Below are 24,404 nucleotides of genomic sequence, written 5' to 3'. Positions count from 1 at the left end.
GCATGAGCTTTCTGGAATACCGCATCAAGACCGCCCCGACCGGGCTGCGCAAGGTGCTGCATCTGAACTGGCCCGTCATCCTGATGATGACCGCCGTGGCGGCAGTCGGGTTCCTGATGCTCTATTCCGTCTCTGGCGGAAGAATGGAACTGTGGGCCGAGCCGCAGATGAAGCGCTTCGGTCTGGGCATGGCGCTGATGTTCTTCGTCGCCTTCATCCCGGTCTGGTTCTGGCGCAACATGTCGGCGCTGGCCTATCTGGTCTCTGTAGGGCTGCTGCTGGTGGTGGAATTCTTCGGCCATGTGGGCATGGGCGCGCAGCGCTGGATCAACCTCGGACCACTGGTGTTGCAGCCATCCGAGATGATGAAATTCACCCTCGTGATGGCGCTGGCCGCCTATTACGACTGGCTCGACCCCAAGAAGGTCTCGCGCCCGCTGTGGGTGCTGCTGCCCGTGCTGCTGATCGTGATGCCGACGATCCTGGTGCTGATGCAGCCGAACCTCGGCACCTCGGTCATGCTGCTGGCGGTCGGCGCGGCGGTGATGTTCTGTGCGGGCGTCAGCTGGTGGTATTTCGGCGCGGTTGCGGGGCTGGTGGGCGGCGCGATCTACGGCGTCTTTGCCCTGCGCGGAACCCCATGGCAGTTCCTGCACGATTACCAGTATGCAAGGATCGACACCTTCCTCGACCCGACCGCCGATCCGCTGGGCGCGGGCTATAACATCATTCAGGCCAAGATTGCTCTCGGCTCCGGCGGCTGGGCCGGCAAGGGCTTCATGCAGGGCACGCAATCGCGGCTGAACTTCCTGCCGGAAAAGCATACCGACTTCATCTTTACCACGCTGGCCGAAGAGTTCGGCTTCGTCGGCGCCTTTTCGCTGCTGCTGCTTTACGCGGGTATCATCGGCTTCTGCATCGTCTCGGCCCTGCAAAACCGCGACCGTTTCTCGCAGCTTCTGATCCTTGGCTGCGCGGCGAACCTGTTCTTCTACATCGCGGTGAACCTGTCGATGGTGATGGGCATGGCGCCGGTGGTGGGGGTGCCGCTGCCCTTGCTGTCCTACGGCGGGTCGGCCATGCTGGTGCTGCTGGTGGGCTTCGGGCTAGTGCAAAGCGCCCATGTCCATCGCCCGCGCTGACGGCGGATCAAGGCGAGGAAGGAAAGCGGATGACTGTGACGGTGCTGTTTGCGGCGGGTGAGGCGCTCTGGCCGGAATATGGCCCGCATTTGCGGGTGGCTTTCGCCGAGGCCGGGCTGGATGCGGCACTGGTGACTGAGGCCACGCCCGGAGAGGTCGATTATATCGTCTACGCCCCCGGCAGCGCCTTGCAGGATTTCACCCCTTACACACGCTGCCGCGCGGTCCTGAATCTCTGGGCCGGGGTCGAACGGATCGTCGGCAACCCGACACTGACGCAGCCCCTGTGCCGCATGGTCGATCCGGGTCTGACCGAGGGCATGATGGAATATGTCACCGGCCATGTGCTGCGGCACCATCTGGGGATGGACCGCTACATCAAAGGCGCCCCCGGCTGGCAACAGATCGTGCCGCCGCTGGCGCGGGAACGTGTCGTGGCAATGCTGGGGCTGGGCGAGCTGGGCCTCGCCTGCGCCCGCGCGCTGAAAGCCCTGAACTTCGCTGTGGAGGGCTGGAGCCGCTCGGCCAAGACCGGGCTCGACATTCCCGCGCATCACGGCGAGGCGGGGCTGGAGGCGCTGCTCCGCAAGGCCGAAATCGTGGTGACGCTGCTGCCGCGCACGGCTGAGACCGAAAACCTGCTGGATGCCCGGCGTCTGGCCTGGCTGCCGCAGGGGGCGGTGATCGTGAACCCCGGTCGCGGCGCGCTGATCGACGATGACGCGCTGCTGGCCGCGCTGGATAGCGGCGCGCTGGGGCATGCAACGCTGGATGTCTTCCGCATCGAGCCGCTGCCCGAGGATCACCCGTTCCGCCACCACCCCGGCGTTACCGTCACGCCGCATATCGCCGCCGATACCCGCGCCTCTTCCGCCGCGCGGGTGGTCGCGGAAAATATCCGGCGCGGTGAAGCGGGCGAGCCCCTGCTGCATCAGGTGGATCTTACCCGCGGCTATTGAAGATCGCCCTTCAGGCAGCCATATTGGCCGCGCGCGCCATGCGCATGATGGAGAGTTTATGTCAGAGACTGTGCGCAAGGGCTGACCCCTTGGCCTGACAAGGGGAAGCTGATCCGCCGGGCCAAGCCTCGCGCGGATGGTTTGCCTTATCTGACGGACAATCCCATGAATATCTCCAGACCCGAACAACGGGTTCTGCATGTGCTGGCCAAGGGTGGCCGGATCGAACACGACCGCGCCACAGGCAGCAAGATCGACAGCGTGCTCTGCGTGACCCGCGAGGGCATGATCCTTGCCGATTGCACCTTGCAGGTGTTCCAGAGCCTGCGCCGCAAGCGGCTGATCGGCTCGGAAAACGGCGCGCCCTACCGGATCACCCGACTGGGGCGGATCTCGGTCCGCGCGCAGCCTGACAACCAGTAGCGACGCAGGGAACGGGGCGGTAAAAATCTTGCTGAAGATTTTTGCCGCTCACCTCGGGCGGCGGAAGAAGCGGGAACGGTCGTAAAGCCCTTCCAGCCGCTTCAGCCGTGCCTCCGTTGCGTCCCAGCGCAGGGTCTGCACCGAGGCGAGCAGGGTTTCGACCAGAACTGTAATGGACACCATGCTGTCCCATGCGCTTGGCGCCTCGATGTGGGCGGCAAGCGTGTGGCGGGCATGGGCGGCGGCGGGGCTGACCCAGCGGTCGGTGATCAGAACGACCTCGGCCCCCTGTTCCACCGCCAGCTCCACAAGTTGCAGCACGGTGTTTTCATAGCGGCGAATGTCGAAGACCAGCAGCACATCACCGCGCTTCATGTCCAGCAGCGCGGGCGGCCAGGTATTCGACAGGCCGGAAAGCAGCGTCACATCGGGGCGCACCACCTTCATCAGCGTGACAAAGTAATCGGCAAGCGCATGGGTGATCCGCCCACCCATGGCAAAGATCGCGCGGTCGCCATCGGCCAGCAGGCTGGCCGCCGCATCAAATTCCGCATGGTCAATCTGGCCCAGCGTGGCTTGCAGATTGCCGACCACCGTATCGGCGAAACGGTTGAGGATATGGGTATCCGGCACACCGCCCGCCCAGCGATCATGCTTGGCGATAGGCGACATCAACATCGCCTCCACCTCGCCGCGCAGGGCAGACTGGTAATCGGGATAGCCCTTGTAGCCCAGCTTCTGGCAGAGCCGCACTACCGTGGGCGTGGAGACCTCTGCCGCCTTGGCCAGCGTGGTGATCGAGCCCAGCGCGGCGACCGGGTAGTTCTTCAGCACATGGGTGGCAAGCTGGCGTTCCGCGCGGGTCAGATCGGGCAGCGCCGCGCGCATCCGGTCCTCAATGGTGATCTGTTCGTCCATCGCGGCCCTCCGGCTGCCGGTTCGGGATCATTCTGCACCCGTTTGGAAAAATTTGTAACAGAAATTACGCAGAAGAAAAATTCTTGACAGAACCGGGTCGGCGGTGAACCCTGAAGGCAACAACAGGGATGACTCGCAGCAATGACTGCACAGCCAGACATGCAGACCGGGGCCGTGGCTCCGGCGTTTTTCGCCCCGGTGATCACCGGGCAGACCGAGGCGGGCAGCGACCTGATCCTCGTCTGTGAACATGCCGCCAATACCTTTCCGGCGCCCTGGGGCGATCTGGGGCTGACGGCAGAACAGCGGCAGGCGCACATCGCCTGGGACCCCGGCGCGCTGGGGCTGATGCAGGGGCTGGCGGTGCGACTGGGGGCGACCACGGTTGCCGCCACGGTCAGCCGCCTGATCTATGATTGCAACCGCGCGCCTGACATGCCGGGCGCAATGCCCACGAAATCCGAGGTGTACGAGGTTCCGGGCAATGCGGCGATTACGCCCGCGGAACGCGCAGCGCGGGCTGCGGCGATCTATGTGCCGTTTCACGACGCGCTGCACGGGCTGATTGCCGAACGGATCGCGCTGGGGCGCCGCCCCGTCCTTGTCACCATCCACAGCTTCACCCCGGTTTACTTCGGACAGAAGCGCGCGGTGGAATTCGGTGTGATCCATGATGCCGACGACCGGCTGGCCCGCGCCATCCTCGCCGGGGCCGAGGCGACATCGGGTCTGGCCTGCGGGCTGAACGCGCCCTATTCGGCGGCCGATGACGTGACCCATACGCTGCGCCTGCATGCCACGCCCTATGGCCTGGCGAATGCCATGCTGGAAATCCGCAACGACCTGATCGCCTCGCCCGAGGCGGAACAGGCGATGGCCGACCGGCTGGCGCCGGTGATCGCCGCCGCCCTGACCGACCTGAAGAAGGAGGGCTGAGCCTTGCCGCGCTGGATCGTCGCTTTCGTGCACGGGGTCGAGAAGCTGAACCACGGCATCGGCCGCTTCGCCATGTATCTGCTGTTCGCGCTGATGGCTGTTCTGGCATGGTCGGCCATTTCCAAGGCCGCGTTCACGCCCTCGATGTGGACGCTGGAAATGGCGCAGTTCATCATGGTCGCCTATTACATTCTGGGCGGCCCCTATTCGATGCAGATGGGCAGCCATGTGCGGATGGATCTTGCCTATTCGCGCTGGAACGATCGCACCCGCGCCGCCTTTGATGCCTTCACCGTGCTGGCGCTGATGTTCTATCTGGCCGTCATGGTCTGGGGGGCCTGGGAAAGCCTAGCCTATTCGCTGACCCTGAAATGGCCTGAAGGCGCGCTTCTGCCGCAGATCGGCCGGCTGGAGCGGTCGCCGACCGCCTGGCGCCCCTATCTCTGGCCAATCAAGATCACCATGTTTCTGGGCTTCATCCTGATGTTCCTGCAATCGCTCGTTTATCTCATCCGCGACATTGCCACCCTGCGCGGGGAGGAAATCTGATGCCGCAGGAGATGATCGCCCTTCTGATGTTCTCGACCATGCTGCTCCTGATGATGACCGGGCAGCGGGTCTTCGGCATCATCGGCTTCGTCGCCGTGGTAGCCTCGCTGGCGCTTTGGGGCACCGGCGGGCAGCAAATGGGCTTTTCGGCCGCCATGAAGCTGATGAAATGGTATCCGATGCTGACGCTGCCGATGTTCGTCTTCATGGGCTATGTCATGAGCGAAACGCGGCTCGCAGAAGACCTGTACCGGATGTTCCACGTCTGGTTCGGGCCGGTGCCCGGCGGGCTTGCGATCGGGACGATCCTGCTGATGGTGCTGATTTCCGCGATGAACGGGCTTTCGGTGGCGGGCATGGCCATCGGCTCGACCATTGCCCTGCCCGAACTGTTGCGGCGCGGCTATGACAAGCGCATGGTGACCGGCGTCATTCAGGCCGGGTCGAGCCTTGGCATCCTGATCCCGCCCTCGGTCGTGCTGGTGCTTTACGCGATGATCGCCCGCGCGCCGGTCAGCCAGCTCTGGCTTGCCGGGATCGTGCCGGGGCTGCTGATGGCGGCGCTGTTCATCCTTTACATCGCACTGCGCTGCCGCCTGTCGCCGCGCCTTGGCCCGGCCCTCGATGCCGAGGAACGCGCGGCCATCACCAGCGCCGAGAAGCTGCGCCTCCTCGGGGCCGGCCTGCTGCCGCTGTTCATCTTCGCCGCCATGATGGTGCCTTTCGTGAAGGGCTATACCTCGCTGGTGGAAAGCTCGGTCATCGGGGTCGCCACGACCACGCTGGCCGCCGTGATCAAGCGCCGCTTCACCCGTCAGGTGTTCGAGGTCGCCACCCGCAACACGCTGGGCATTTCCTGCATGTTCATGTGGATCATCCTCGCGGCCCTGTCCTTCGGCGCGGTGTTTGACGGGCTGGGGGCGGTGAAGGCCATTGAGGGCCTGTTCGTCGACCGCCTGCACATGGGCCCGTGGACCATCCTGATCCTGATGCAGCTTTCGTTCCTGCTGATGGGCATGTTCCTTGACGATACCGCCATGCTGGTGATCGTGGCGCCGCTTTATGTGCCGCTGGTGGCGCAGCTGGATCTGGGCCTGCCGCCCGATCAGGTGCTGATCTGGTATGGCGTGCTTTACACCATCACCTGTCAGATCGCCTATCTGACGCCCCCCTTCGGCTACAACTTGTTCCTGATGCGGGCCTTCGCCCCGCGCGAGATTACCATGCTGGACATCTACCGTTCGGTGACGCCCTTCGTGGTGATGATGGCCATTGCGCTGGCGCTGGTGATGATCTTTCCGCAGATCGCGCTGTGGCTGCCACAGACGATCTACGGCCAATAACAACCCGGCGAGGGGCGGCCGCACCGCCCCCGCATCCTGACAATCCCAACGGAGGTTCACGATGACGACGAGACGGAAGTTCCTGACCACCGGCGCGCTTGGCGGCGCGGCGGCCCTTGCCGCCCCCTCGGTGGGGCGCGCGCAGGCGCCGATCAAATGGCGCATGCAGACCTATGCCGGTGCTGCCCTGGGCGAGCATGTGGTGAAACCGGCGGTCGACGCGTTCAACGAAATCGCGCAAGGCCAGATGGAGATCGAGCTTTACTATTCAGACCAGCTTGTCCCCACGGCAGAGCTGTTTCAGGCCATGCAGTCGGGCACCATCGACTGTGTGCAGTCGGATGACGACTCCATGGCCTCGCCCACCGAAGTCACCGTGTTCGGTGGCTATTTCCCGATGGCGCTGCGTTACAGCCTCGACGTACCGGCGCTGTTCAACAAATACGGTCTGAAGCAGATCTGGGAAGAGGAATATGCCGCCGTCGGGGTAAAGCATATTTCTGCCGGGTCGTGGGACCCCTGCAACTTCTCGACCAAGAAACCGATCAACAGCCTTGAGGATCTCAAGGGCCTGCGCATCTTCACCTTCCCGACCGCCGGGCGCTTTCTTGCGCAATTCGGCGTCGTCCCGGTGACTCTGCCGTGGGAAGACGTGGAAGTTGCGCTGCAAACCGGCGAGCTGGACGGTCTGGCCTGGTCGGGCATCACCGAAGTTTACACGGTGGGCTGGGCCAATGTGACCGACTACTTCCTGACCAACAATATCTCGGGCGCGTGGATCGGGCATTTCTTCGCCAATATGGACCGCTGGAATGCCGTGCCGCCGCATCTGCAAAAGCTGCTGGAAACCTGTTTCGAGCAGTCGCACTACTATCGCCAGCACTGGTATTGGGCGGGCGAGGCCGATCTGCGGATCAATGGGGGCAAGCTGAAGCTGACCACCATCCCCGATGCGGAATGGCAGACCGTGCAGGATGCCGCCGTGAAGTTCTGGGACGAGGTCGCGACCGAAAGCGAAACCAAGGCCAAGGTCGTCGAGATCATCAAGAAATACAACGAGACCATGGTGCAGGCAGGCCCGCCCTATCGCTACTGACACCGGGCCGGGGGCGCCATTGCACGCCCCCGCCCCGCACTATATATGATCAAATTCCGGTCCCTTGTGACCCGGTGGAGGAGAGAGATGGCCTTGGCCCTGCTGCGCCCCTGTTGCTGGCCCAGAAAGCCCGAGTTCGGCGGCGGTGCCTTCCGCACCCGCCTGAACCCCCTCCCCCTTTTCTGAGATACGAGGCCAGACATGCCCGCCAACCTCACCTTCGACGCCCTGAAAGCCGCCGTCGCGGCCGGAGAAATCGACACCGTTGCCACCTGCATCGTGGATATGCAGGGGCGCCTGATGGGCAAGCGTTTCGTCGCGCAACATTTCATCGACGGCGCCCATGACGAGACACATTGCTGCAACTATCTGCTCGCCACGGACATGGAGATGTATACCGTGCCGGGCTATCGCAGCACCTCCTGGGCGGCGGGCTATGGCGATTATGTGATGAAGCCCGATCTGGCCACGCTGCGCCGCCTGCCATGGGCGCCGGGCACTGCCATGGTGATGTGCGATGTTCTGGACCACCACAACCACCAGCCGGTGCCGCATTCCCCCCGCGCCATCCTGAAACGTCAGGTGGACCGCGCCAAGGCCATGGGCTTTGACGCCATGATGGCGACGGAACTTGAGTTCTTCCTGTTCGACGAGGCGTTTTCCGATCTGTTCGACAGGGGCTTCCCGCTGCCCACGCCGAAGGCCCGCCACAATGTCGATTATTCGATCTGGGGCACCTCGGCGGACGAGCCGATCATGCGCGACATCCGCAACGGACTGTGGAACGCGGGCATCCCGATCGAATGCTCCAAGGGGGAGGCCGATGCCGGGCAAGAGGAGGTCAACGCGAAATATTCCGACGCGCTCGATACCTCGGACATGCACGCCATCATCAAACTGGGCGTCAAGCAGATCGCGCTTCAGCATGGCGCCAGCGTCACCTTCATGGCCAAATATGATCACCGCAAGGCGGGGTCGAGCAGCCATATCCACCAGTCGCTGTGGCAGGACGGCAAGCCCGCCTTCCGCGACGAGGCCGATGCGCATGGCATGAGCGCGCTGATGAAGCAGTATATGGCCGGGCAACTGGCCCATGCGGCGGAGCTGACCTATTTCCTCGCGCCCTATGTCAACAGCTACAAACGCTTCGTCGTCGGCATGTTCGCCCCGACGAAAGCAGTCTGGAGCCGCGACAACCGCACCGCCGGCTTCCGCGTCTGCGGCGAGAATACCAAGGCCGTGCGGGTGGAATGCCGCATCGGCGGCGCCGATCTGAACCCCTATCTTGCCTGTGCCGCCCTGCTGGCGGCGGGCCTTGCGGGGATCGAGGGCAAGATGGAACTGGAACCCGAAATGACGGGCGACATGTATGCCGCCGACAATGTGCGCGAAATCCCGAACACGCTGGGCGCGGCTGCGGCGGCGCTGCGTGGGTCGGCCATGCTGCGCGCGGCCTTTGGCGACGAGGTGGTCGACCACTATGTCCACGCCGCCGAATGGGAATTGCACGAACAGAACCGCGTGGTGACCGACTGGGAACGCCAGCGCGGCTTTGACCGGGCGTAAGAGACAACCGGCGCCTGCGGGCGCGCTTGAAGGACGACGAGGATGAAACCGATTCAACTGATCTCGCCCGTGGACGGCTCGGTCTGGCTGGAACGCCAGCCACTGTCGCGGGACGATGCCTTTGCCGCCACCGCGCGGGCGAAGGCCGCGCAAAAGGCCTGGGCCGCGCGCCCGCTGGAGGACCGCATCGCGCTGGTCAAGGCCGGTGTCGACAAGCTGATGGAAAAGAAGGACGTTCTGGTCGAGGAACTGGCCTGGCAAATGGGCCGCCCGACCCGGTTCGGTGGCGAATGGGGCGGCGTGATCGACCGCACCAACTACATGGCCGAGATTGCGGCCAAGACCCTTGCGCCCGTGGTGGTCGAGGACAGTGACCGCTTCACCCGCTACCTCGCGCGCGAGGCGGTGGGCGTGGTTTTCATCATCGCGCCGTGGAACTACCCCTATCTCACCACCATCAACACCCTCGCCCCGGCGCTGATCGCCGGCAACAGCGTCGTGCTGAAACACGCGAGCCAGACCCTGAAGGTCGGCGAGCGTCTGGCCGAGGCCTTCCATGCCGCAGGCGTACCGGAAGATGTGTTCCAGAATGTCGTGCTGGACCACGCCACCACCGAGGCGCTGATCGGCGCGCGGGCGTTCAACTTCATCAACTTCACCGGCTCGGTCGGTGGGGGTGCTGCCATCGAGAAGGCAGCGGCGGGCACCTTTACCGCGACGGGGCTGGAACTGGGCGGCAAAGACCCCGGCTATGTCCGCGCCGACGCCGATCTGGATGCGGCAGTGGACAGCCTGATGGACGGCGCAATGTATAACGCCGGGCAATGCTGCTGCGGGATCGAGCGCATCTATGTCCACGAAAGCCTTTACGATGCCTTCGTGGAAAAGGCGGTGAAATGGGTCGACGGGCTGAAGCTTGGCAATCCGTTCGATGCCGCCAGCACGCTCGGGCCGATGGCGAACAAGCGCTTCGCCGCCACGGTGCGCGCGCAGGTGGCCGAGGCCATCGCAGCAGGGGCCAAGCCCCTGATCGACCCGGCCGCCTTCCCCGCCGATGACGGCGGCGCCTATCTCGCGCCGCAGATCCTCGTGAACGTCGATCATTCCATGCGGGTAATGATGGAGGAAAGCTTCGGCCCGGTTGTCGGCATCATGCCGGTGAAGGACGATGCCGAGGCCATCAAGTTGATGAACGATTCCCCCTATGGCCTGACCGCCTCGATCTGGACCGCAGATGCGGAAGCCGCCGCCGAGATCGGCGCGCAGATCGAAACCGGCACCATCTTCATGAACCGCTGCGATTTCCTTGATCCGGCCCTGTGCTGGACCGGCTGCAAGGATACCGGGCGCGGTGGCTCGCTGTCTTTCCTTGGCTTCTATTCGGTCACGCGGCCGAAATCCTACCATCTGAAAAAGGTGACGAAATGACCCATAACGTTCCGAACCGGAACTGGTCTTACCCGACGGCCATGAAATTCGGCGTGGGCCGGATTTCAGAACTGGCCGATCATTGCAAGGCAGCGGGCATCACCCGGCCCCTGCTGGTGACCGACCGCGCGCTGGCCAGCCTGCCGATCACCGCCGAGGCGCTTGGCATTCTCAAGGCCGCCGGTCTGGGCGAGGCGCTGTTTTCGGACGTGGACCCGAACCCGAACGAAATCAACATGGCCGCCGGGATCAAGACCTATCTCGCAGGCAACCATGACGGCGTGATCTGCTTCGGCGGCGGCTCGGCGCTGGATCTGGGCAAGATGATCGCCCTGATGGCGCATCAGGACGCGGGTCTGAGCGTCTGGGATCTGGAAGACATCGACGACTGGTATACCCGCGCCGATGCCGACAAGATCGCCCCGATCATCGCGGTGCCCACCACCGCCGGCACCGGGTCCGAGGTCGGGCGCGCGGGCGTGCTGACCAATTCGCAGACCCACAAGAAGAAGATCATCTTCCATCCGAAACTGATGCCAGCGGTCACGATCTGCGACCCGGCGCTGACCGTGGGGATGCCGAAGTTCATCACCGCAGGCACAGGCATGGATGCGCTGGCGCATTGCCTTGAGGCCTATTGCAGCCCGTTCTACCACCCGATGTCGCAGGGCATCGCGCTGGAAGGCATGAGGCTGGTGTTCGAAAACCTTGTGGAAGTCTATGAAAATCCCGGCAACCTGGACGCCCGTGCCCATATGATGAGCGCGGCTGCCATGGGCGCGGTGGCCTTCCAGAAAGGGCTTGGCGCCATCCACTCGCTGTCGCATCCGGTGGGCGCGGTCTACAACACCCATCACGGCACCACCAATGCCGTCGTCATGCCGATGGTGCTGGATTTCAACCGGGCTGCCATCGAGGACCGGATCGGGAAAGCCGCCGCCTATCTGGGCATCGCAGGCGGGTTCGATGGCTTCCGCGCCGCCGTGATGGACCTGCGCACCAAGCTCAACATCCCGGCCAACCTGACCGCAATGGGCGTCGAGGCCGCGCGACTGGACGAGCTGACCGAAATGGCGCTGGAAGACCCGTCCTGCGGCGGCAATCCGGTCGAAATGACGCGCGAGAATACCCGTGCGCTTTACGCCGCCTGCATGTAAGGAAAGCGCCGGGTGACGCGTACGTCACCCGGCCATTCCGGGGCGAAGATGACCGAACACCACACGACCGACATCGCCGTCCTGGGTGCGGGCGCCATTGGCATGGCCGTGGCGCTGCAACTGGTGCAGGAGGGGCGCGAGGTCGTCATCGTCGATCCCGGTGCGCCGGGAATGGGCGCATCTTACGGCAATGCGGGCACCATCGCCGATTACGCCGTGCAGCCAGTCGGCACGCCCGATGTGCTGAAAAACCTGCCCGCGCTGCTGTTTGACCGCAATTCGCCGCTGGCGATCCGCCATGCCGCACTGCCGACTCTGGCACCGTGGCTTTTGCGTTTTGCCCGGCAGAGCCTGCCCGGCGCAGCCGCGCGCAATGCGCAGGCAATTGCGGCGCTGGTGGGGTCCGCCAATGCGCGCTGGCGCGATTTCGCGGCCGAGATCGGCGGCAGCGCGCTGTTGCAGCATCGTGGTTGCCTTTACCTTTACGAAACTGCCGCCGCTTTCCGCGCTGCCGGGCGCGACATGACCGCCCGCCGCACGCTGGGGATCGAGGTGGAACTGCTGCGCCCCGAGGCGTTCAGCGCCATGGAGCCGGGTCTGCCGGTGGTAGAGGGGGGCGCGGCCTATTTCCCGCAGGCCACCTTCCTGTCGGACCCCGGCGAAATGATGCGGCGGCTGGCGGCACGGCTGACCGCGCTGGGGGTGCCGCATCTGCACCACCAGGCCGAAAACCTTTCACGGCAGTTCGACGGGATTCTGGTGCAGGGACCGGGCCTGCGGCTGCATGCGCGACAGGTGGTCATCGCCGCCGGAGCCCATAGCCGCGCACTGGCCGCGCAGGCCGGCGACCGGGTGCCGCTGGATACTGAACGTGGCTATCATGTGGAATGGGACATGGAGCGCCCGCGCCTGACCCGCCCCACCTGCCCCACCACGCGGGGCTTCTACCTGTGTCCGATGTCGGGGCGGTTGCGGGTGGCGGGCACGGTGGAACTGGGAGGGCTGACCGCACCACCTTCGCCCCATCGCATCGCCCGGCTGGTGGAAGGCGCTCGCGCGATTTTCCCCGATCTGGGCACGCCCAGCCGGGACTGGATGGGTTTCCGCCCTTCGATGCCGGACAGCCTGCCGGTGATTTCGCCCTCGCGCGCAGGCAATGACGTGATCCATGCCTATGGTCATGGCCATATCGGCTTGACTTTGGCCCCGATCACGGCGCGGATCGTGGCGGATATTGCAGCGGGGCGGCAGACGGATCTGGACGTGGCGCCCTATGCGGTGACGCGGTTCTGAGACGGAGGCCCCGGGGCGCTGCCCCGGACCCCGGAGTATTTGTGACAAGAAGCAGGGGCAAGGCATGGCGGGCAAGATTTTCATCACCGGATCGGCCGGATTCATCGGCTATCACCTGAGTCAGAGGTTGCTCGACGCGGGCTGGCAGGTGTTGGGCCTCGACGGGATGAGCGATTATTATGATGTGGCGCTGAAAGAGCGCCGCCACGCGATGTTGCGGCAGAATCAGGGCTTTCGGGCGGTCGAAGGGCTGCTGGAGGCACCTGGGCTGGTGCGCGGCCTGGTCGAGGAGTTCCGCCCCGATGTGATCGTGCATCTCGCGGCGCAGGCCGGGGTGCGTTATTCCATCGAGGCACCGCGATCCTATGTTGATGCCAATCTCATCGGAACTTTCGAGGTTCTGGAGGCCGCGCGGGCTTTCCCGCCACAGCATCTGCTGCTGGCATCGACCTCTTCGGTTTTCGGCGCGAATACCGAGATGCCCTATGCCGAAACGCATAAAGCCGACCATCAGATGAGCTTCTATGCCGCGACCAAGAAAGCGACCGAGGCAATGGCGCACAGCTATGCCCATCTGTACGGGCTGCCGACCACGATGTTCCGCTTCTTCACGGTTTACGGGCCCTGGGGGCGGCCCGATATGGCGCTGTTCAAGTTTGTGAAGGCGATCCTCGCGGGCGAGGCCATTGACGTTTATAACCATGGCGATATGCGGCGCGATTTCACCTATATCGACGATCTGGTGATCGGGATCGAGCGGCTGATCGCGGCAGTGCCGGGAACTGAGGCCACAGGCGCGTTCGACAGCCTGTCGCCTGTGGCTCCGTGGCGCGTGGTGAATATCGGCAACGGCGCGCCGGTGCAGTTGATGGATTTCGTGGCCGCCATCGAGGCGGCGACCGGGATAGAGGCGAAAAAGAACCTGATGCCGATGCAGCCCGGCGACGTGCCCGCGACCTGGGCCGATGCAAGGCTGATCGAGGCGCTGACCGGGCCGCTGCCGCGCACCGGGATCCGCGAGGGCGTGCAGCGCTTTGTCGAATGGTACCGCGGCTATTACGCCGTCTGATCGGCAATCCGCCTCAAAAGGTGATCACGAGCCGCGGTGAGATGGGCGGCCAGCAGGGCAGCGGCGCTGGCTGCCTGCCCTGCCCTCCACGCGCTGAAGATCTGGTGATGGTCGTCCAGCCAGTGCGAGGTATGATCGGCAAGCTCTTGATATTGAATGATATGCAGGGTTGTCGCATCGCGCAATTCATTGACCAGCGCAACTTGGCGGGGCCGATTGGCCGGGGCGTAAAGTGCCATGTGGTAGGCACGATCCCCCGCTTCCCATCCCGGCCGCCCGGCTTCGAGGTCTGACCGGGCGAGCACATGCGCCGCCTCATCACGCTGCGCCGGTGTCGCCTGACGGGCAGCACGATGGATCAGGTCACATTCCAGCAAGATGCGCAGATCATAGACCTCGGCCAGTTCCTGCGGCCCGAGGCGGATCACCCGCGCGCCCTTGCCCGGCACCACAGTCACCAGCCGCTCGGCGGCGAGAGCCTGCAAGGCATCGCGCACCGGGATGCGGCTGACCCCGAAGCGGGTGGCAAGTTCGGTCTGCATCAGCAGGCTGCCTGGCGGGAGCCGTCCGGCAAGGATGTCGCGGCGCAGGGTTTCGATCAGGGCCATGGCTGTTCTTTCGTTATGTATACATGTATACACCATTCGACCGGGGAGGGAAGCGACCATGACGCATGATTACACCAGCCATATCCGCTGGACCGGCAATCGCGGTGCCGGGACGGCCACCTATCGCGGCTATGACCGGACCTGGGATATCGCGGTGCCAGGCAAGCCGGTGGTGCATTGTTCCAACGATCCGCTTCTGGGCGGTGACCGGGGCAAAATGAACCCGGAGGATCTGCTTCTGTCCGCACTGAGCGCGTGCCATATGCTATGGTATCTGCATTATGCGGCAGAGGCCGGGGTTATTGTGACCGGCTACGAGGATGATCCGGTCGGCCAGGGCGAGGTCGGGCCGGGCGGCGCCGGCCGGTTTATCGCCGCAACGCTGCGCCCCCGCATCCGCGTTGCGGCGGGCACCGATCTGGCCCGCGCCGAAGCCCTGCATCATCGTATCCCGGAGGTGTGTTTTATCGCGCGATCGGTGAATTTCCCAGTTCATCATGCACCGGAATTCGCGGTGGAACCCTGACCCGTCTGCGACATTTTACGTCGCAGACAAGGAAGGCCGGCGTCAGGCAAACCGTTAGTCTTGCCTGAAACGGCAGGGTGACGGCGCCATGGACGACAGCGATTTCATTATCGTAGGGGCAGGCTCGGCGGGCTGTGCGCTGGCTTACCGCTTGACAGAATCCGGCAAGTACCGTGTCACACTGATCGAAGCGGGTGGAACAGATCAGCGTTTTTATGTCCAGCTTCCATTGGGTTATGGCAAGCTCTTCTATGATCCAGCCGTGAACTGGCTTTACAAGACCGAACCTGACCCAGGTTTGGCGGGCCAGCGCGATCACTGGCCGCGGGGGCGGCTGCTGGGGGGGTCATCCTCGATCAATGCGATGGTCTGGATCCGGGGGCATCACGCCGATTACGAGGAATGGGGGGAAGCAGCACCAGGTTGGGGCTGGTCCGATGCCCTGCCCGCCTATCGCGCCATCGAGGATAACGAGGCCGGGGCGGATGTGTTTCGTGGCCGGGGCGGGCCCTTGTTCATCTCGGCCAACCGGAAGGGCCTGCACCCGCTGGTCCATAATTATCTGGAAGCCTGCGCCGAGGCGGGGCTGCCCACCACCCCCGATTTCAATGGCCTGTCACAGGAAGGTGCCGGCGTCTATCAGATGACGATCAAGGGCGCGCGGCGCAATTCGGCGGCGCGGGCCTTTCTGCGCCCGGCCATGAAGCGGCCAAACCTGCGGGTCATCACAAAGGCGCAGGTGACACGGGTGCTGTTCGAGGGCCGCCGCGCGGTAGGGGTGGAATACCGGCAGGGTAGTGTGACCCGCAGCCTGCGGACGAAAGGCGAGGTCGTCCTGTCAGGTGGCGCGGTGAACTCGCCTCAGCTTCTGCAACTGTCGGGCATCGGGCCGGGCGCATTGTTGCAGGGGCTGGGCATCCCGGTCCTGCATGACAACCCGAATGTCGGCGCGCATCTGAGCGACCATCAGGGTATCAACTACACCTTCCGCATGAAGGTGCCGACCTATAATGACGAGCTGCGCCCATGGTGGGGCAAGCTGCGGGCAGGAATGCAGTATTTCCTTGGGGGCGGCGGGCCACTGGCGAAATCCATCAACCATGCGGGCGGTTTCTTTCGCACCAGCGCCGCCGAGCCGCGCCCGAACATGCAGCTTTACATGCAGGCGTTTTCCACGCTGCTGCCAAGGGACGGTGAGCGCCCGATCCTGACTCCCGATCCCTTCCCCGGCCTGTCACTGGGCCTGTCGAACTGCCGTCCGACCTCGCGCGGGCATATCCGGCTGAAATCGCCCGATCCGCTTGCCCATCCTGAAATCGTCGCCAATGCCTTCAGCACCGATCACGATGTGGCGGAGATGCTGCTGGCGGTGAAATACCTGCGGCATCTGGCGGCACAGCCCGCCATGGCGGCGGTGATCGCCGAGGAACTGCGCCCCGGGCCGGAGGTCCGCACCGATGCGGCACTGATCGAGGATTTCCGCAAACGTTCGGGCACGGTCTATCACCCCTCCTGCACCTGTCGGATGGGCAGCGATGCGGCGACCAGCGTTCTGGACCCGCTGCTTCGCGTGCGGGGGGTAGAGGCGCTGCGGGTCATCGACGCCTCCAGCTTCCCCAATCTGATCGCAGGCAATACCAATGCGCCCGCCATCCTCATGGGCTGGCTGGGCGCGCAAAAGGTCATGTCGAGCGTTTGAAGGTTGCCCAGGTCGGGCGCGGCATTTCAAACGTGTCCTGGCTGCGGATATAGGTCGCGCCGAAGCCACGACCGACGAGGTTCAGGCCGGGCGTGTCGACATGGCCGCGCGCGGCGTCCTTTACAAACGCATCGGCGATATGGATGGCGAGCACCCGACCCACCACAAGCGCCTGATGCGGGCCGGTCACCACGGTTGAATGGTTGACGCATTCAAAGCTGACCGGGCTTTCGGCAATGCGCGGCGGCTTCACATGGGCGGACAGCGCCGGGGTGAGGCCCGCGAGTTCAAGCTCGTCCACCCCCGGCGGGGCATCGACGGCGGTCACATTCATCTGCGGCGCCAGCGCCTCGGGCACGAGGTTCACCACAAACTCCCCGGTGTCGAGGATATTGCGCGCACTGTCCTTGAAGCCACGCTGCGCGTCGCCAAGGATACCCAGCGCCACCACCGGCGGCTCGGTCCCCATGACGTTGAAAAAGCTGTAGGGCGCGGCGTTGATCCGGCCTTCGCGGTCCAATGTCGTAACCCAGCCGATCGGCCGGGGCACCACCGTCGCCGCCATCAGCTTGTAGGCGACGGCGGTGTCGATCTTGTCGAGGTCAAAGCGCATTCATTCCACCTTTGTCACGGCGCGTTTCGGGCGGGTATCCACCTCCAGCCGGAACACATCGGGACGGGCGTAATGGCCGGTGACGTCGAAGTCAAACTTGGCGCGCATCACTTCGGCGGTGTCGAGATCGGCGTAAAGGATGGTCTCGCCGTTGAAATCCGGCCCGGCCAGCACCTGCCCCAGCGGCCCGACAATGGCCGATCCGCCGCGCATCATCACCGTATCGGGGTCGTCACCCAGCGCGCTTTCATGGTCCGGCCCGAAGGCGGCGCGGGTGATGTGCTGGCAGGCGGTCAGCACAAAGCAGCGGCCTTCCATCGCGATGTGGCGCATGGTCGGCAGCCAGGTGTCGCGGTCGTCGGCGGTGGGGGCGCAGTAAAGCGTGACGCCCTGGTCATACATATGCATCCGCAGGGCGGGCATATAGTTTTCCCAGCAGATCACCGCGCCGATGGTGCCGAAATCGGTCTTGAAGGCGGGCATGGTGGAGCCATCGCCGAAGCCCCAGACCAGCCGCTCGGCGGCGGTGGGCATCAGCTTGCGGTGCTTGCCGACAATGCCTTTGGCGCCGTCGAGGTAAACGGCGGTGCAGTAAAGCGTGGCGCCATCGCGTTCGATTACGCCGACCACGACGAAGGCGCCCGTTTCGGCACAGGCCTCGGCCAGCTGCGCCAGTTCCGGCCCGTCGAGATCAATGGCCGCCGCGTGATAACGGGCGAAGGCCGCGCGCCCCTCGGGTTTGCGCATCCCGATCGGGGCGCCGAAGCTGGCGCCCTTGGGGTAGCCGCCCAGATAGGCTTCGGGAAAGACGATCAGGCGGGCCCCCTGCCCTGCGGCCTCACGGACAGCGGCAGCGGCCTTTTCCGCGGCGTTCAGCGCCGACAGCGGATCGGAGGCAAGTTGTGCGACGGCGACTTTCAGGGTCATGCGGTGGTTCCCGTTAAAAAAGGCCGGGGGGCTGTCTGCCCCCCGAGACCCCCCGAGGATATTTTTGAACAGATGAAAGGGGCAAGGATCAGAGGTTGATTGCGTCGATCACCGGGTGGCGCAGAGTGCCGATGCCTTCCACCGTGGCCACGATGGTATCACCGGGCTTCATCCATTCCTGTGGCGTGCGACCTGCGCCCACACCTTCCGGCGTGCCGGTCGCGATGATGTCACCCGGCTCCAGCGTGATGCCCCCACTGATGTCGGCGATCAGCTCATCAACCTTGAACAGCATGTGCCGGGTGTTGGAGCGCTGCTTTTCAACCCCGTTCACCGTCAGCCAGAGGTCCAATGTCTGCGGGTCGGGGATTTCGTCGGCGGTGACGATGCAGGGGCCGAAGGGGGCGAAGCTGTCCATGCCTTTTGAGACGATCCATTGCCCGGCGCGACGGTTGTCGCGGGCGGAAACGTCGATCATCACCGAATAGCCAAAGACATGCGCCAGGGCATCGGCGCGCGCCACACGGGTGGCGCGGGTGCCGATGATGCAGGCAAGCTCCACCTCCCAGTCAAGCTGCTGGGTCAGCTTGCCATTGTGGCGGATCGGCTCGCCCGGCGCGATGACCGTGGTCGGCGGTTTCGAGAAGATCACCGGCTGTTTCGGCAGATCCTTCGATGTGTCCAGCGACTTGGCGCTTTCGGCGACATGTTCGACATAGTTGAGGCCGATGCCGAAGATGTTCTTTTTCGGTCGCGGGATCGGCGCCAGCAGGGTCACATTCTCAACCGGCAGTTTTGCCTGCCAGGGCGCGGCGGGCAGCGCGTCGCGCAGCGCCGCGGTGGCAGCGGGGCCGGCCTCGATCAGGCCCAGCATGCTGTCGGGCAGGCCAAGCCGGCCCGCATCCACCACGAAGCCGCCGTCGATCACGCCCAGGCGCGCTGCCGCCTCGACCGAGGCACGATAGGTCACAAGTTTCATTCTTTCCTCACAGTATCGGCTGATGGCCGCCGTTTTCGCCGAAGGCCTGTTCGCGGTAGAGACCGAGCGCCCGCATCACCGGAATGTCGGACAGGCAGAACAGGCAGGCATCGTCAGAGGCCGAGGCATTGACATGCTCGTGCCAGGCCCAGGAGGGCACGCAGAAGATGTCGCGCTCCTGCCAGTCGAAGCGTTTGCCGTTGATGATGGAATGCCCGCGCCCCTTGGCGACGTGGTAAAGATAGCTGCCGGTATGGCGATGCGCCTTCGTGTGTTCGCCGGGACGCAGCATCTGCATGCTGGCGCCCATGGTCTGCATCACCGGGTCATTGGTGACCGGGTTCACATATTCCATCATCACCCCGTCAAAGGGAGAGCCATCGGTGCATTGCGCGCGTTTCAGAAGCGCCTCGTAGGTCGGCGCCCATTCGTATTTGAACATGGGGCTGTAGCTTTTGGTCCAGTTCTCGCCATAGGGCGTGAGGCCCGGATTGCCCCAGGTTTTCGTCATGTCGTCAACCGCATAGCCCACGGCCTGCGAAAGATCGGGGTGGACCTCGTAGAAATTCGCCTCCATCGCATTGACGAAGGGAATATCCAACCCGTCCTGCCAGATGCAGGGGCTGCCCTCGGCCGCGACGCCATGTTCGTGCCAGGTTCCATTGGGCGTCAGCACGAAGTCATTGGCGCCCAGCGTCATCTTGTGACCATCGACCACCGTGTAGGCCCCTGCCCCTTCCATGATGAAGCGGATCGCGCTGGCGGAATGGCGATGCGCGCTGGCCTGTTCGCCCGGATGCATGACCTGAAGCCCGGCGTAAAGCCAGCCGACCGCCGCAGCCACATCTTCGCGCCCCGGATTGCGCAGATAGATCACCCGGCGCCCCGCCTTTTCCGGCGTCACCAGATCGACCGAGCGCAGAACCTTGTCCCGCAGATCATTGTAGCGCCAGACTACCGGAACCGACTGGCTTTTCGGCTCCCACGGTTCGATCTTGTTGGCCACCGTCCAAAGCGCGCCCGCGCTGAAACGGTTCAGATCGTCGTAATAGGCCAGCAGTTCCGGCGTGTCTTCGACATTGGCGCGACCGGCCACGTCTTCGCGGTGGTTCTCGTGCTTCATCGCGGAGCCCCTCCTTCAAGGCTGCCGACAGACTGCGGCATGAAATTTGCGATGTAAACATAAATTTTCGAAAATTTTGTTGTGGCAGAGACTGCCGCAGCGTAGCAATGTCAGACAGGAGGATGCCATGACACTCGCCGATACCGCCTATGACAGCCTGCGCCGCGACATCATGCGCGGCCATCTGCCGCCGGGTCAGCCCCTGCGGCTGGAGGCGCTGCGCGCGCGCTATGACATGGGGTTCTCGCCCCTGCGCGAGGCGCTGAACAGGTTGCAGTCCGAACGGCTGGTGGTGTCGGCCTCGATGAAGGGCTTCATCGTGGCGCCGCTGTCACTACCCGAAATGTGGGAGGCCATCGAGGCGCGGGTTCTGGTGGAAACCGAGGCGTTGCGCCTGTCGATCCTGCGCGGGGATGACGCCTGGGAGGCGGGCGTTGTTGCCGCACTGCATGCGCTGGGTCTGGCGGCGGCACGGGGCGAACCCGAAACGCTGGAGGCCCGCCATGCCGAGTTTCACCTGTCGCTGATTGCGGCCTGCGGATCGGGCTGGTTACTGGATTTCGCGCGCAAGCTTTCGGCCGCGACAGAACGATACCGGGCGCCTGTTCTGGCAGGCGATACCGCGCCCCGCGACGTACAGGGCGAACATGCGGCACTGGCCGAGGCGGCGCTGGCCCGGAAGGCGGAAGAGGCCCCGGCCCTGCTGGCCGCGCATTACCGCCGCACGGGAGAGCGGATCGCCGCGCGCATGGCCGCCTGAGCCTTAGGCGGTCCGCGCGTCCGGTCAGTCGATGATTTCGCCGGGGTCCACCCCCCAGAGCGCGGCCTTGATCACCCAGCCCTTTTCGCCTTCGGCACTGATCCTGCACCAGTCGGGCGCGCATTGCTGGACCCGCGCCACGACGCCCCGTTCGGCCCGCGCCACCACTTCGGCCTGCGGATCGGGGGCCGCGCGGAAATCGGCCAGCTCCGCCACGATCACCACGGACCGCACCCCGGACAGCAGGGAGTAATGCACCCAGCCACCAAAGCCTTCCTGATCCTCGACGCGACGCCAGTTCTCGTATTCTGCGGTGACTTTCAGCGGCATGCCCGCCCGCTTGAAAACCCAGTCGATCCGATGGCTGAGCCCCGGCCCGCGCCGGGCATTGCCCTCGCCGGTCTTGAGCGTGACATAGCGCGGCAACGGCAGGTTGGTGACCTGCCCCCGGCCCGGCAGTGCGACCTGCGGCACCGTGGCATCGGCAGGCACCGCATCGGGCTGTGGCTCGGGCGGCGCCGGTTCCGCAACAGTGTCGCTGCCTTCAACCGGCTCAAGTCCACCCTCGGTCGAACTTTGCGCCCAGGCCGCCTGCCCCAGCACCATCCATCCCGTTACCAATACTGCCGCTGCCAGCCGCATGCCGCCACCTGATCGCATATCCATATCGTCCAGTTCCGCCCGCCATTCGTGCCACCGGGACCGGACGGGCCGCCCCCGGCAGAATAATCTGCCCATGTTTCGCGCATATCGACGCAACATTGTTACTCGGGGCTTGTAGCCCGCCCCGTAAGTCGGCACTTTGCCAGCAAGAAGACCGATTTGGAAGTGCCGGTCTCGAAAGTCGAGGGAGGATCCATGCCCGCCAAACGCCTGAGCGTCATCGTGACGCGACGACTGCCCGAGGTCGTCGAAACCCGGATGAAGGAACTGTTCGACGTCGAATTGCGCGACCCGGACATTCGGATGTCGCGCGATGAACTGGCCGATGCGATGAAACGCTGCGATGTGCTGGTGCCCTGCGTGACCGACCAGATCGACGCGGGCCTGCTGGGACAGGCGGGCGAGCGGCTGAAACTGATCGCGAACTACGGCGCCGGGGTCGATCACATTGACGTGGCCACGGCCCGCTCGCGCGGGATTCTGGTGTCGAACACTCCCGGCGTCGGGGCTGAAGATACCGCCGACATGGTGATGGGGCTGATTCTGGGCGTGGTGCGCCGCATTCCCGAAGGCATGGCCGAAATGCAGGCCGGACGCTGGAGCGGCTGGTCACCGATGGCGCATCTGGGGGGCCGGATCGGCGGGCGTCGCCTTGGCATCCTCGGGATGGGGCGAATCGGACAGGCCGTGGCGCGGCGGGCCCGGGTGTTCGGCATGCAGATCCACTATCACAACCGCCGCAAGGTCCACCCTTCGGTCGAGCAGGAACTGGAGGCAACCTATTGGGAAAGCCTCGACCAGATGATCGCCCGCATGGACATCATCTCGGTCAACTGCCCGCATACGCCCTCGACCTTCCATCTGCTGAACGCGCGGCGGCTGAAACTGCTGAAACCCACGGCGGTGGTGGTGAATACCTCGCGCGGCGAGGTGATCGACGAAAATGCCCTGACGCGCGGGTTGCGGGCGGGCGAGATCGCCGGTGCCGGGCTTGACGTGTTCGAGCATGGCCACGAGGTGAACCCGCGCCTGCGCGAGATGAACAATGTGGTGCTGCTGCCGCATATGGGGTCTGCCACCGTCGAGGGGCGGATCGAGATGGGCGAGAAGGTTCTGATCAATATCAAAACCTTCGCCGATGGTCACCGCCCGCCGGATCAGGTGGTGCCGGGGATGCTGTAAGACGTTCCCCCGGCGATGCGCGCCTGGCGGCCGCCGGGGAATTTTGAGTATTTTTGCAAGAAGCAAAGGGGGCGGTCAGCGCCCCTTCCAGACCGGATCGCGTTTTTCAGCAAAGGCGCGCGCGCCTTCCAGTTGATCCTCGGAGGAATAAAGCCGGTCCACCGTGACGAATTGCCGTTTGGTGATGCGGTTCAGCGCATCCTGAAAGCGCAGCGCCTCGGCCTCGCGGACCACCTCCTTGATGGCGGCATAGACCAGCGGCGGGCCGGATTCGAGCAACCGCGCCAGATCCCAGGCTTTCGGCAGCAGGTCTTCCGAGGTGGTGATTTCGCGCAGCAGGCCCCAGCGCAGCGCCTCGTCGGCGTCGAACCAGCGGCCGGTCAGCAAGAGGTCCATGGCGACGTGATAAGGAATACGTTTCGGCAGCTTGATCGAGGCGGCATCGGCCACGGTGCCCGACCGGATTTCCGGCAGCGCGAAGGTTGCGTTGGCGGAGGCGAGGATCAGATCGCAGGAGAGCGCGAGTTCCAGCCCGCCGCCGCAGCAGATGCCATTCACCGCCGCAATCACCGGCTTGTTGAGGTTCGGCAGTTCCTGAAGCCCGCCGAAGCCGCCGACGCCATAATCGCCATCCACCGCATCGCCATCGGCGGCGGCCTTCAGATCCCAGCCGGGGCAGAAGAATTTCTCGCCCTCGGCACGCAAAATCGCCACGCGCAGGCTGTCGTCATCGCGGAAGGCGCGGAAGGCGAGGCCCATGATGCGGCTGGTGGCAAGGTCGATGGCATTGGCCTTCGGCCGGTCAAGCGTCACTTCGAGGATCGCACCCTCGCGCCGGGTGCGGATCGGCCCCTCGGTCAGCATGGTCATTTCGGTCATTCGGCCCTCCGTATCAATGCGTCCACCGCCACCGCCCCGCTTTCGCGCAGCAGCACCGGGTTGATTTCGATTTCCTCAAGCGTATCGTCGCCTGCCATCAGTGCGCCAAGGCGCAGCGCGATGTCAGCGAAGGCCCCGATGTCGGGGCGCGGGCGGCCGCGATAGCCATCGAGCAGCGGCCAGAGCCGCAGGCCCCGCAGTGCGCTGTCGATCTGTGCGCCAGTGACGGGCCAGACCAGCGTGGCGGTATCGGCCAGAACCTCGGCAGTGACACCACCCATGCCCAGCGTGAGCGTGAGCCCGTAGACCGGATCGCGCCGCAGACCCAGCAGCATTTCAGCCAGCACCCCGGTCACCATTTCCTCGGCCAGATAGCCGGTGGCGCCGGGCATTTCGGCCTGGCCCTCCAGCGTGGCAAGACCAAGGCGCACGGCCCCCGCCTCGGTCTTGTGGGCGAAGCCAAGACCTTTCAGCGCGAAAGGCGCGGTAAGTGTACCGGGATCGAGTGACGCTGTTTGCCCCGGCCGGTTTCCGTTATGCTGCATCGCAGAATAAGGGGGAATCGG

At 64.6% G+C, this 24,404-nt stretch carries 25 protein-coding genes; 16 read left to right on the top strand and 9 right to left on the bottom strand.

What is annotated here, in order from left to right; genetic code table 11:
- Nucleotides 1-2: 2 nt before the first annotated feature.
- The 3 genes from rodA (at nucleotide 3) to AO684_RS02275 (ending at nucleotide 2,524) form a co-directional block, all read left to right on the top strand.
- A complete protein-coding gene (gene rodA / locus AO684_RS02285) occupies nucleotides 3-1,142 on the top strand; it encodes a rod shape-determining protein RodA (RefSeq protein ID WP_054301128.1) in 1,140 nt (379 codons plus the stop codon).
- A 29-nt stretch (nucleotides 1,143-1,171) separates the two neighbouring features.
- A complete protein-coding gene (locus AO684_RS02280; RefSeq protein ID WP_054301127.1) occupies nucleotides 1,172-2,101 on the top strand; it encodes a glyoxylate/hydroxypyruvate reductase A in 930 nt (309 codons plus the stop codon).
- Between the two features lie 165 nt (nucleotides 2,102-2,266).
- A complete protein-coding gene (locus AO684_RS02275; RefSeq protein WP_054301126.1) occupies nucleotides 2,267-2,524 on the top strand; it encodes a YjhX family toxin in 258 nt (85 codons plus the stop codon).
- A gap of 48 nt (nucleotides 2,525-2,572) precedes the next feature.
- On the opposite strand, the gene AO684_RS02270 is transcribed toward AO684_RS02275, so the two are convergent.
- The gene (locus AO684_RS02270) at nucleotides 2,573-3,442 is read right to left on the bottom strand and encodes a MurR/RpiR family transcriptional regulator (protein ID WP_054301125.1); all 870 of its coding nucleotides are present in this window, start codon (nucleotides 3,440-3,442) and stop codon (nucleotides 2,573-2,575) included.
- 141 nt (nucleotides 3,443-3,583) lie between these two features.
- Between AO684_RS02270 and AO684_RS02265 the strand changes: the two genes are divergently transcribed.
- The 9 genes from AO684_RS02265 (at nucleotide 3,584) to AO684_RS02225 (ending at nucleotide 13,879) form a co-directional block, all read left to right on the top strand.
- Nucleotides 3,584-4,378, top strand: coding sequence for an N-formylglutamate amidohydrolase (locus tag AO684_RS02265; protein ID WP_082400668.1), 795 nt, complete (start codon nucleotides 3,584-3,586; stop codon nucleotides 4,376-4,378).
- 3 nt (nucleotides 4,379-4,381) lie between these two features.
- Nucleotides 4,382-4,927, top strand: a complete 546-nt coding sequence (locus AO684_RS02260) for a TRAP transporter small permease subunit (RefSeq protein ID WP_054301123.1) — start codon at nucleotides 4,382-4,384, stop codon at nucleotides 4,925-4,927.
- Nucleotides 4,927-6,270: a TRAP transporter large permease subunit gene (locus tag AO684_RS02255; protein ID WP_054301122.1), complete on the top strand. Its 1,344-nt coding sequence runs from the start codon at nucleotides 4,927-4,929 to the stop codon at nucleotides 6,268-6,270. The genes AO684_RS02260 and AO684_RS02255 overlap by 1 nt, the downstream gene beginning before the upstream one ends.
- A 61-nt stretch (nucleotides 6,271-6,331) precedes the next feature.
- Nucleotides 6,332-7,366: a TRAP transporter substrate-binding protein gene (locus AO684_RS02250; RefSeq protein WP_054301121.1), complete on the top strand. Its 1,035-nt coding sequence runs from the start codon at nucleotides 6,332-6,334 to the stop codon at nucleotides 7,364-7,366.
- Between the two features lie 201 nt (nucleotides 7,367-7,567).
- Nucleotides 7,568-8,932 (top strand): glutamine synthetase family protein, encoded by a 1,365-nt coding sequence (locus tag AO684_RS02245; RefSeq protein ID WP_054301120.1) that lies wholly within the window; start codon nucleotides 7,568-7,570, stop codon nucleotides 8,930-8,932.
- A 42-nt stretch (nucleotides 8,933-8,974) separates the two neighbouring features.
- Nucleotides 8,975-10,360 carry an aldehyde dehydrogenase family protein gene (locus AO684_RS02240; protein WP_054301119.1) on the top strand — a complete coding sequence of 462 codons (1,386 nt, stop codon included), beginning with the start codon at nucleotides 8,975-8,977 and terminating at the stop codon, nucleotides 10,358-10,360.
- The gene (locus AO684_RS02235; RefSeq protein ID WP_054301118.1) at nucleotides 10,357-11,517 is read left to right on the top strand and encodes an iron-containing alcohol dehydrogenase; all 1,161 of its coding nucleotides are present in this window, start codon (nucleotides 10,357-10,359) and stop codon (nucleotides 11,515-11,517) included. Before AO684_RS02240 ends, AO684_RS02235 begins: the two co-directional genes overlap by 4 nt.
- A gap of 48 nt (nucleotides 11,518-11,565) precedes the next feature.
- A complete protein-coding gene (locus AO684_RS02230; RefSeq protein WP_054301117.1) occupies nucleotides 11,566-12,810 on the top strand; it encodes an FAD-binding oxidoreductase in 1,245 nt (414 codons plus the stop codon).
- A 64-nt stretch (nucleotides 12,811-12,874) separates the two neighbouring features.
- A complete protein-coding gene (locus tag AO684_RS02225; protein WP_054301116.1) occupies nucleotides 12,875-13,879 on the top strand; it encodes an NAD-dependent epimerase/dehydratase family protein in 1,005 nt (334 codons plus the stop codon).
- Here AO684_RS02225 and AO684_RS02220 read toward each other — a convergent pair.
- The gene (locus AO684_RS02220) at nucleotides 13,867-14,487 is read right to left on the bottom strand and encodes a GntR family transcriptional regulator (RefSeq protein ID WP_054301115.1); all 621 of its coding nucleotides are present in this window, start codon (nucleotides 14,485-14,487) and stop codon (nucleotides 13,867-13,869) included. The genes AO684_RS02225 and AO684_RS02220 overlap by 13 nt on opposite strands.
- A gap of 58 nt (nucleotides 14,488-14,545) precedes the next feature.
- Between AO684_RS02220 and AO684_RS02215 the strand changes: the two genes are divergently transcribed.
- Both AO684_RS02215 and AO684_RS02210 read left to right on the top strand, forming a co-directional pair.
- Nucleotides 14,546-15,013, top strand: coding sequence for an OsmC family protein (locus AO684_RS02215; RefSeq protein ID WP_054301114.1), 468 nt, complete (start codon nucleotides 14,546-14,548; stop codon nucleotides 15,011-15,013).
- A gap of 88 nt (nucleotides 15,014-15,101) precedes the next feature.
- Entirely contained in the window at nucleotides 15,102-16,712 is a 1,611-nt protein-coding gene (locus AO684_RS02210) for a GMC family oxidoreductase (protein ID WP_054301113.1), read from the top strand.
- Here the strand turns inward: AO684_RS02210 and AO684_RS02205 are convergent.
- The 4 genes from AO684_RS02205 to AO684_RS02190 form a co-directional block, all read right to left on the bottom strand.
- Nucleotides 16,696-17,325: a flavin reductase family protein gene (locus AO684_RS02205; RefSeq protein WP_054301112.1), complete on the bottom strand. Its 630-nt coding sequence runs from the start codon at nucleotides 17,323-17,325 to the stop codon at nucleotides 16,696-16,698. The two genes, AO684_RS02210 and AO684_RS02205, sit on opposite strands and share 17 nt — an antisense overlap.
- On the bottom strand, nucleotides 17,326-18,252 hold the full coding sequence (locus AO684_RS02200) for a carbon-nitrogen hydrolase family protein (RefSeq protein WP_054301111.1): 927 nt from the start codon (nucleotides 18,250-18,252) through the stop codon (nucleotides 17,326-17,328).
- A gap of 88 nt (nucleotides 18,253-18,340) precedes the next feature.
- Nucleotides 18,341-19,231: a fumarylacetoacetate hydrolase family protein gene (locus AO684_RS02195; protein WP_054301110.1), complete on the bottom strand. Its 891-nt coding sequence runs from the start codon at nucleotides 19,229-19,231 to the stop codon at nucleotides 18,341-18,343.
- A 7-nt stretch (nucleotides 19,232-19,238) separates the two neighbouring features.
- Nucleotides 19,239-20,354 carry a cupin domain-containing protein gene (locus AO684_RS02190; RefSeq protein WP_054301109.1) on the bottom strand — a complete coding sequence of 372 codons (1,116 nt, stop codon included), beginning with the start codon at nucleotides 20,352-20,354 and terminating at the stop codon, nucleotides 19,239-19,241.
- A gap of 127 nt (nucleotides 20,355-20,481) precedes the next feature.
- Between AO684_RS02190 and AO684_RS02185 the strand changes: the two genes are divergently transcribed.
- Nucleotides 20,482-21,114 carry an FCD domain-containing protein gene (locus AO684_RS02185; protein ID WP_082400666.1) on the top strand — a complete coding sequence of 211 codons (633 nt, stop codon included), beginning with the start codon at nucleotides 20,482-20,484 and terminating at the stop codon, nucleotides 21,112-21,114.
- A gap of 24 nt (nucleotides 21,115-21,138) precedes the next feature.
- On the opposite strand, the gene AO684_RS02180 is transcribed toward AO684_RS02185, so the two are convergent.
- A complete protein-coding gene (locus AO684_RS02180) occupies nucleotides 21,139-21,774 on the bottom strand; it encodes an SH3 domain-containing protein (protein WP_054301135.1) in 636 nt (211 codons plus the stop codon).
- Between the two features lie 198 nt (nucleotides 21,775-21,972).
- Here AO684_RS02180 and AO684_RS02175 point away from each other — a divergent pair, with 198 nt between their 5' ends.
- Nucleotides 21,973-22,959: a D-glycerate dehydrogenase gene (locus AO684_RS02175; RefSeq protein WP_054301108.1), complete on the top strand. Its 987-nt coding sequence runs from the start codon at nucleotides 21,973-21,975 to the stop codon at nucleotides 22,957-22,959.
- A 75-nt stretch (nucleotides 22,960-23,034) separates the two neighbouring features.
- Here the strand turns inward: AO684_RS02175 and AO684_RS02170 are convergent, their stop codons facing one another.
- Both AO684_RS02170 and AO684_RS02165 read right to left on the bottom strand, forming a co-directional pair.
- Nucleotides 23,035-23,838 (bottom strand): carnitinyl-CoA dehydratase, encoded by an 804-nt coding sequence (locus AO684_RS02170; protein ID WP_054301107.1) that lies wholly within the window; start codon nucleotides 23,836-23,838, stop codon nucleotides 23,035-23,037.
- Nucleotides 23,835-24,404: acetate--CoA ligase family protein (locus AO684_RS02165; RefSeq protein ID WP_200907782.1), on the bottom strand; the 570-nt coding region annotated here is incomplete at its 5' end. The genes AO684_RS02170 and AO684_RS02165, both read right to left, overlap by 4 nt.

It is taken from the genome of Gemmobacter sp. LW-1 (assembly GCF_001303875.1).
GTDB lineage: Bacteria > Pseudomonadota > Alphaproteobacteria > Rhodobacterales > Rhodobacteraceae > Gemmobacter > Gemmobacter caeni.
The sequence above is the reverse complement of the archived record's forward strand: the minus strand, read 5'-3'. Positions and strand labels throughout refer to the sequence as shown.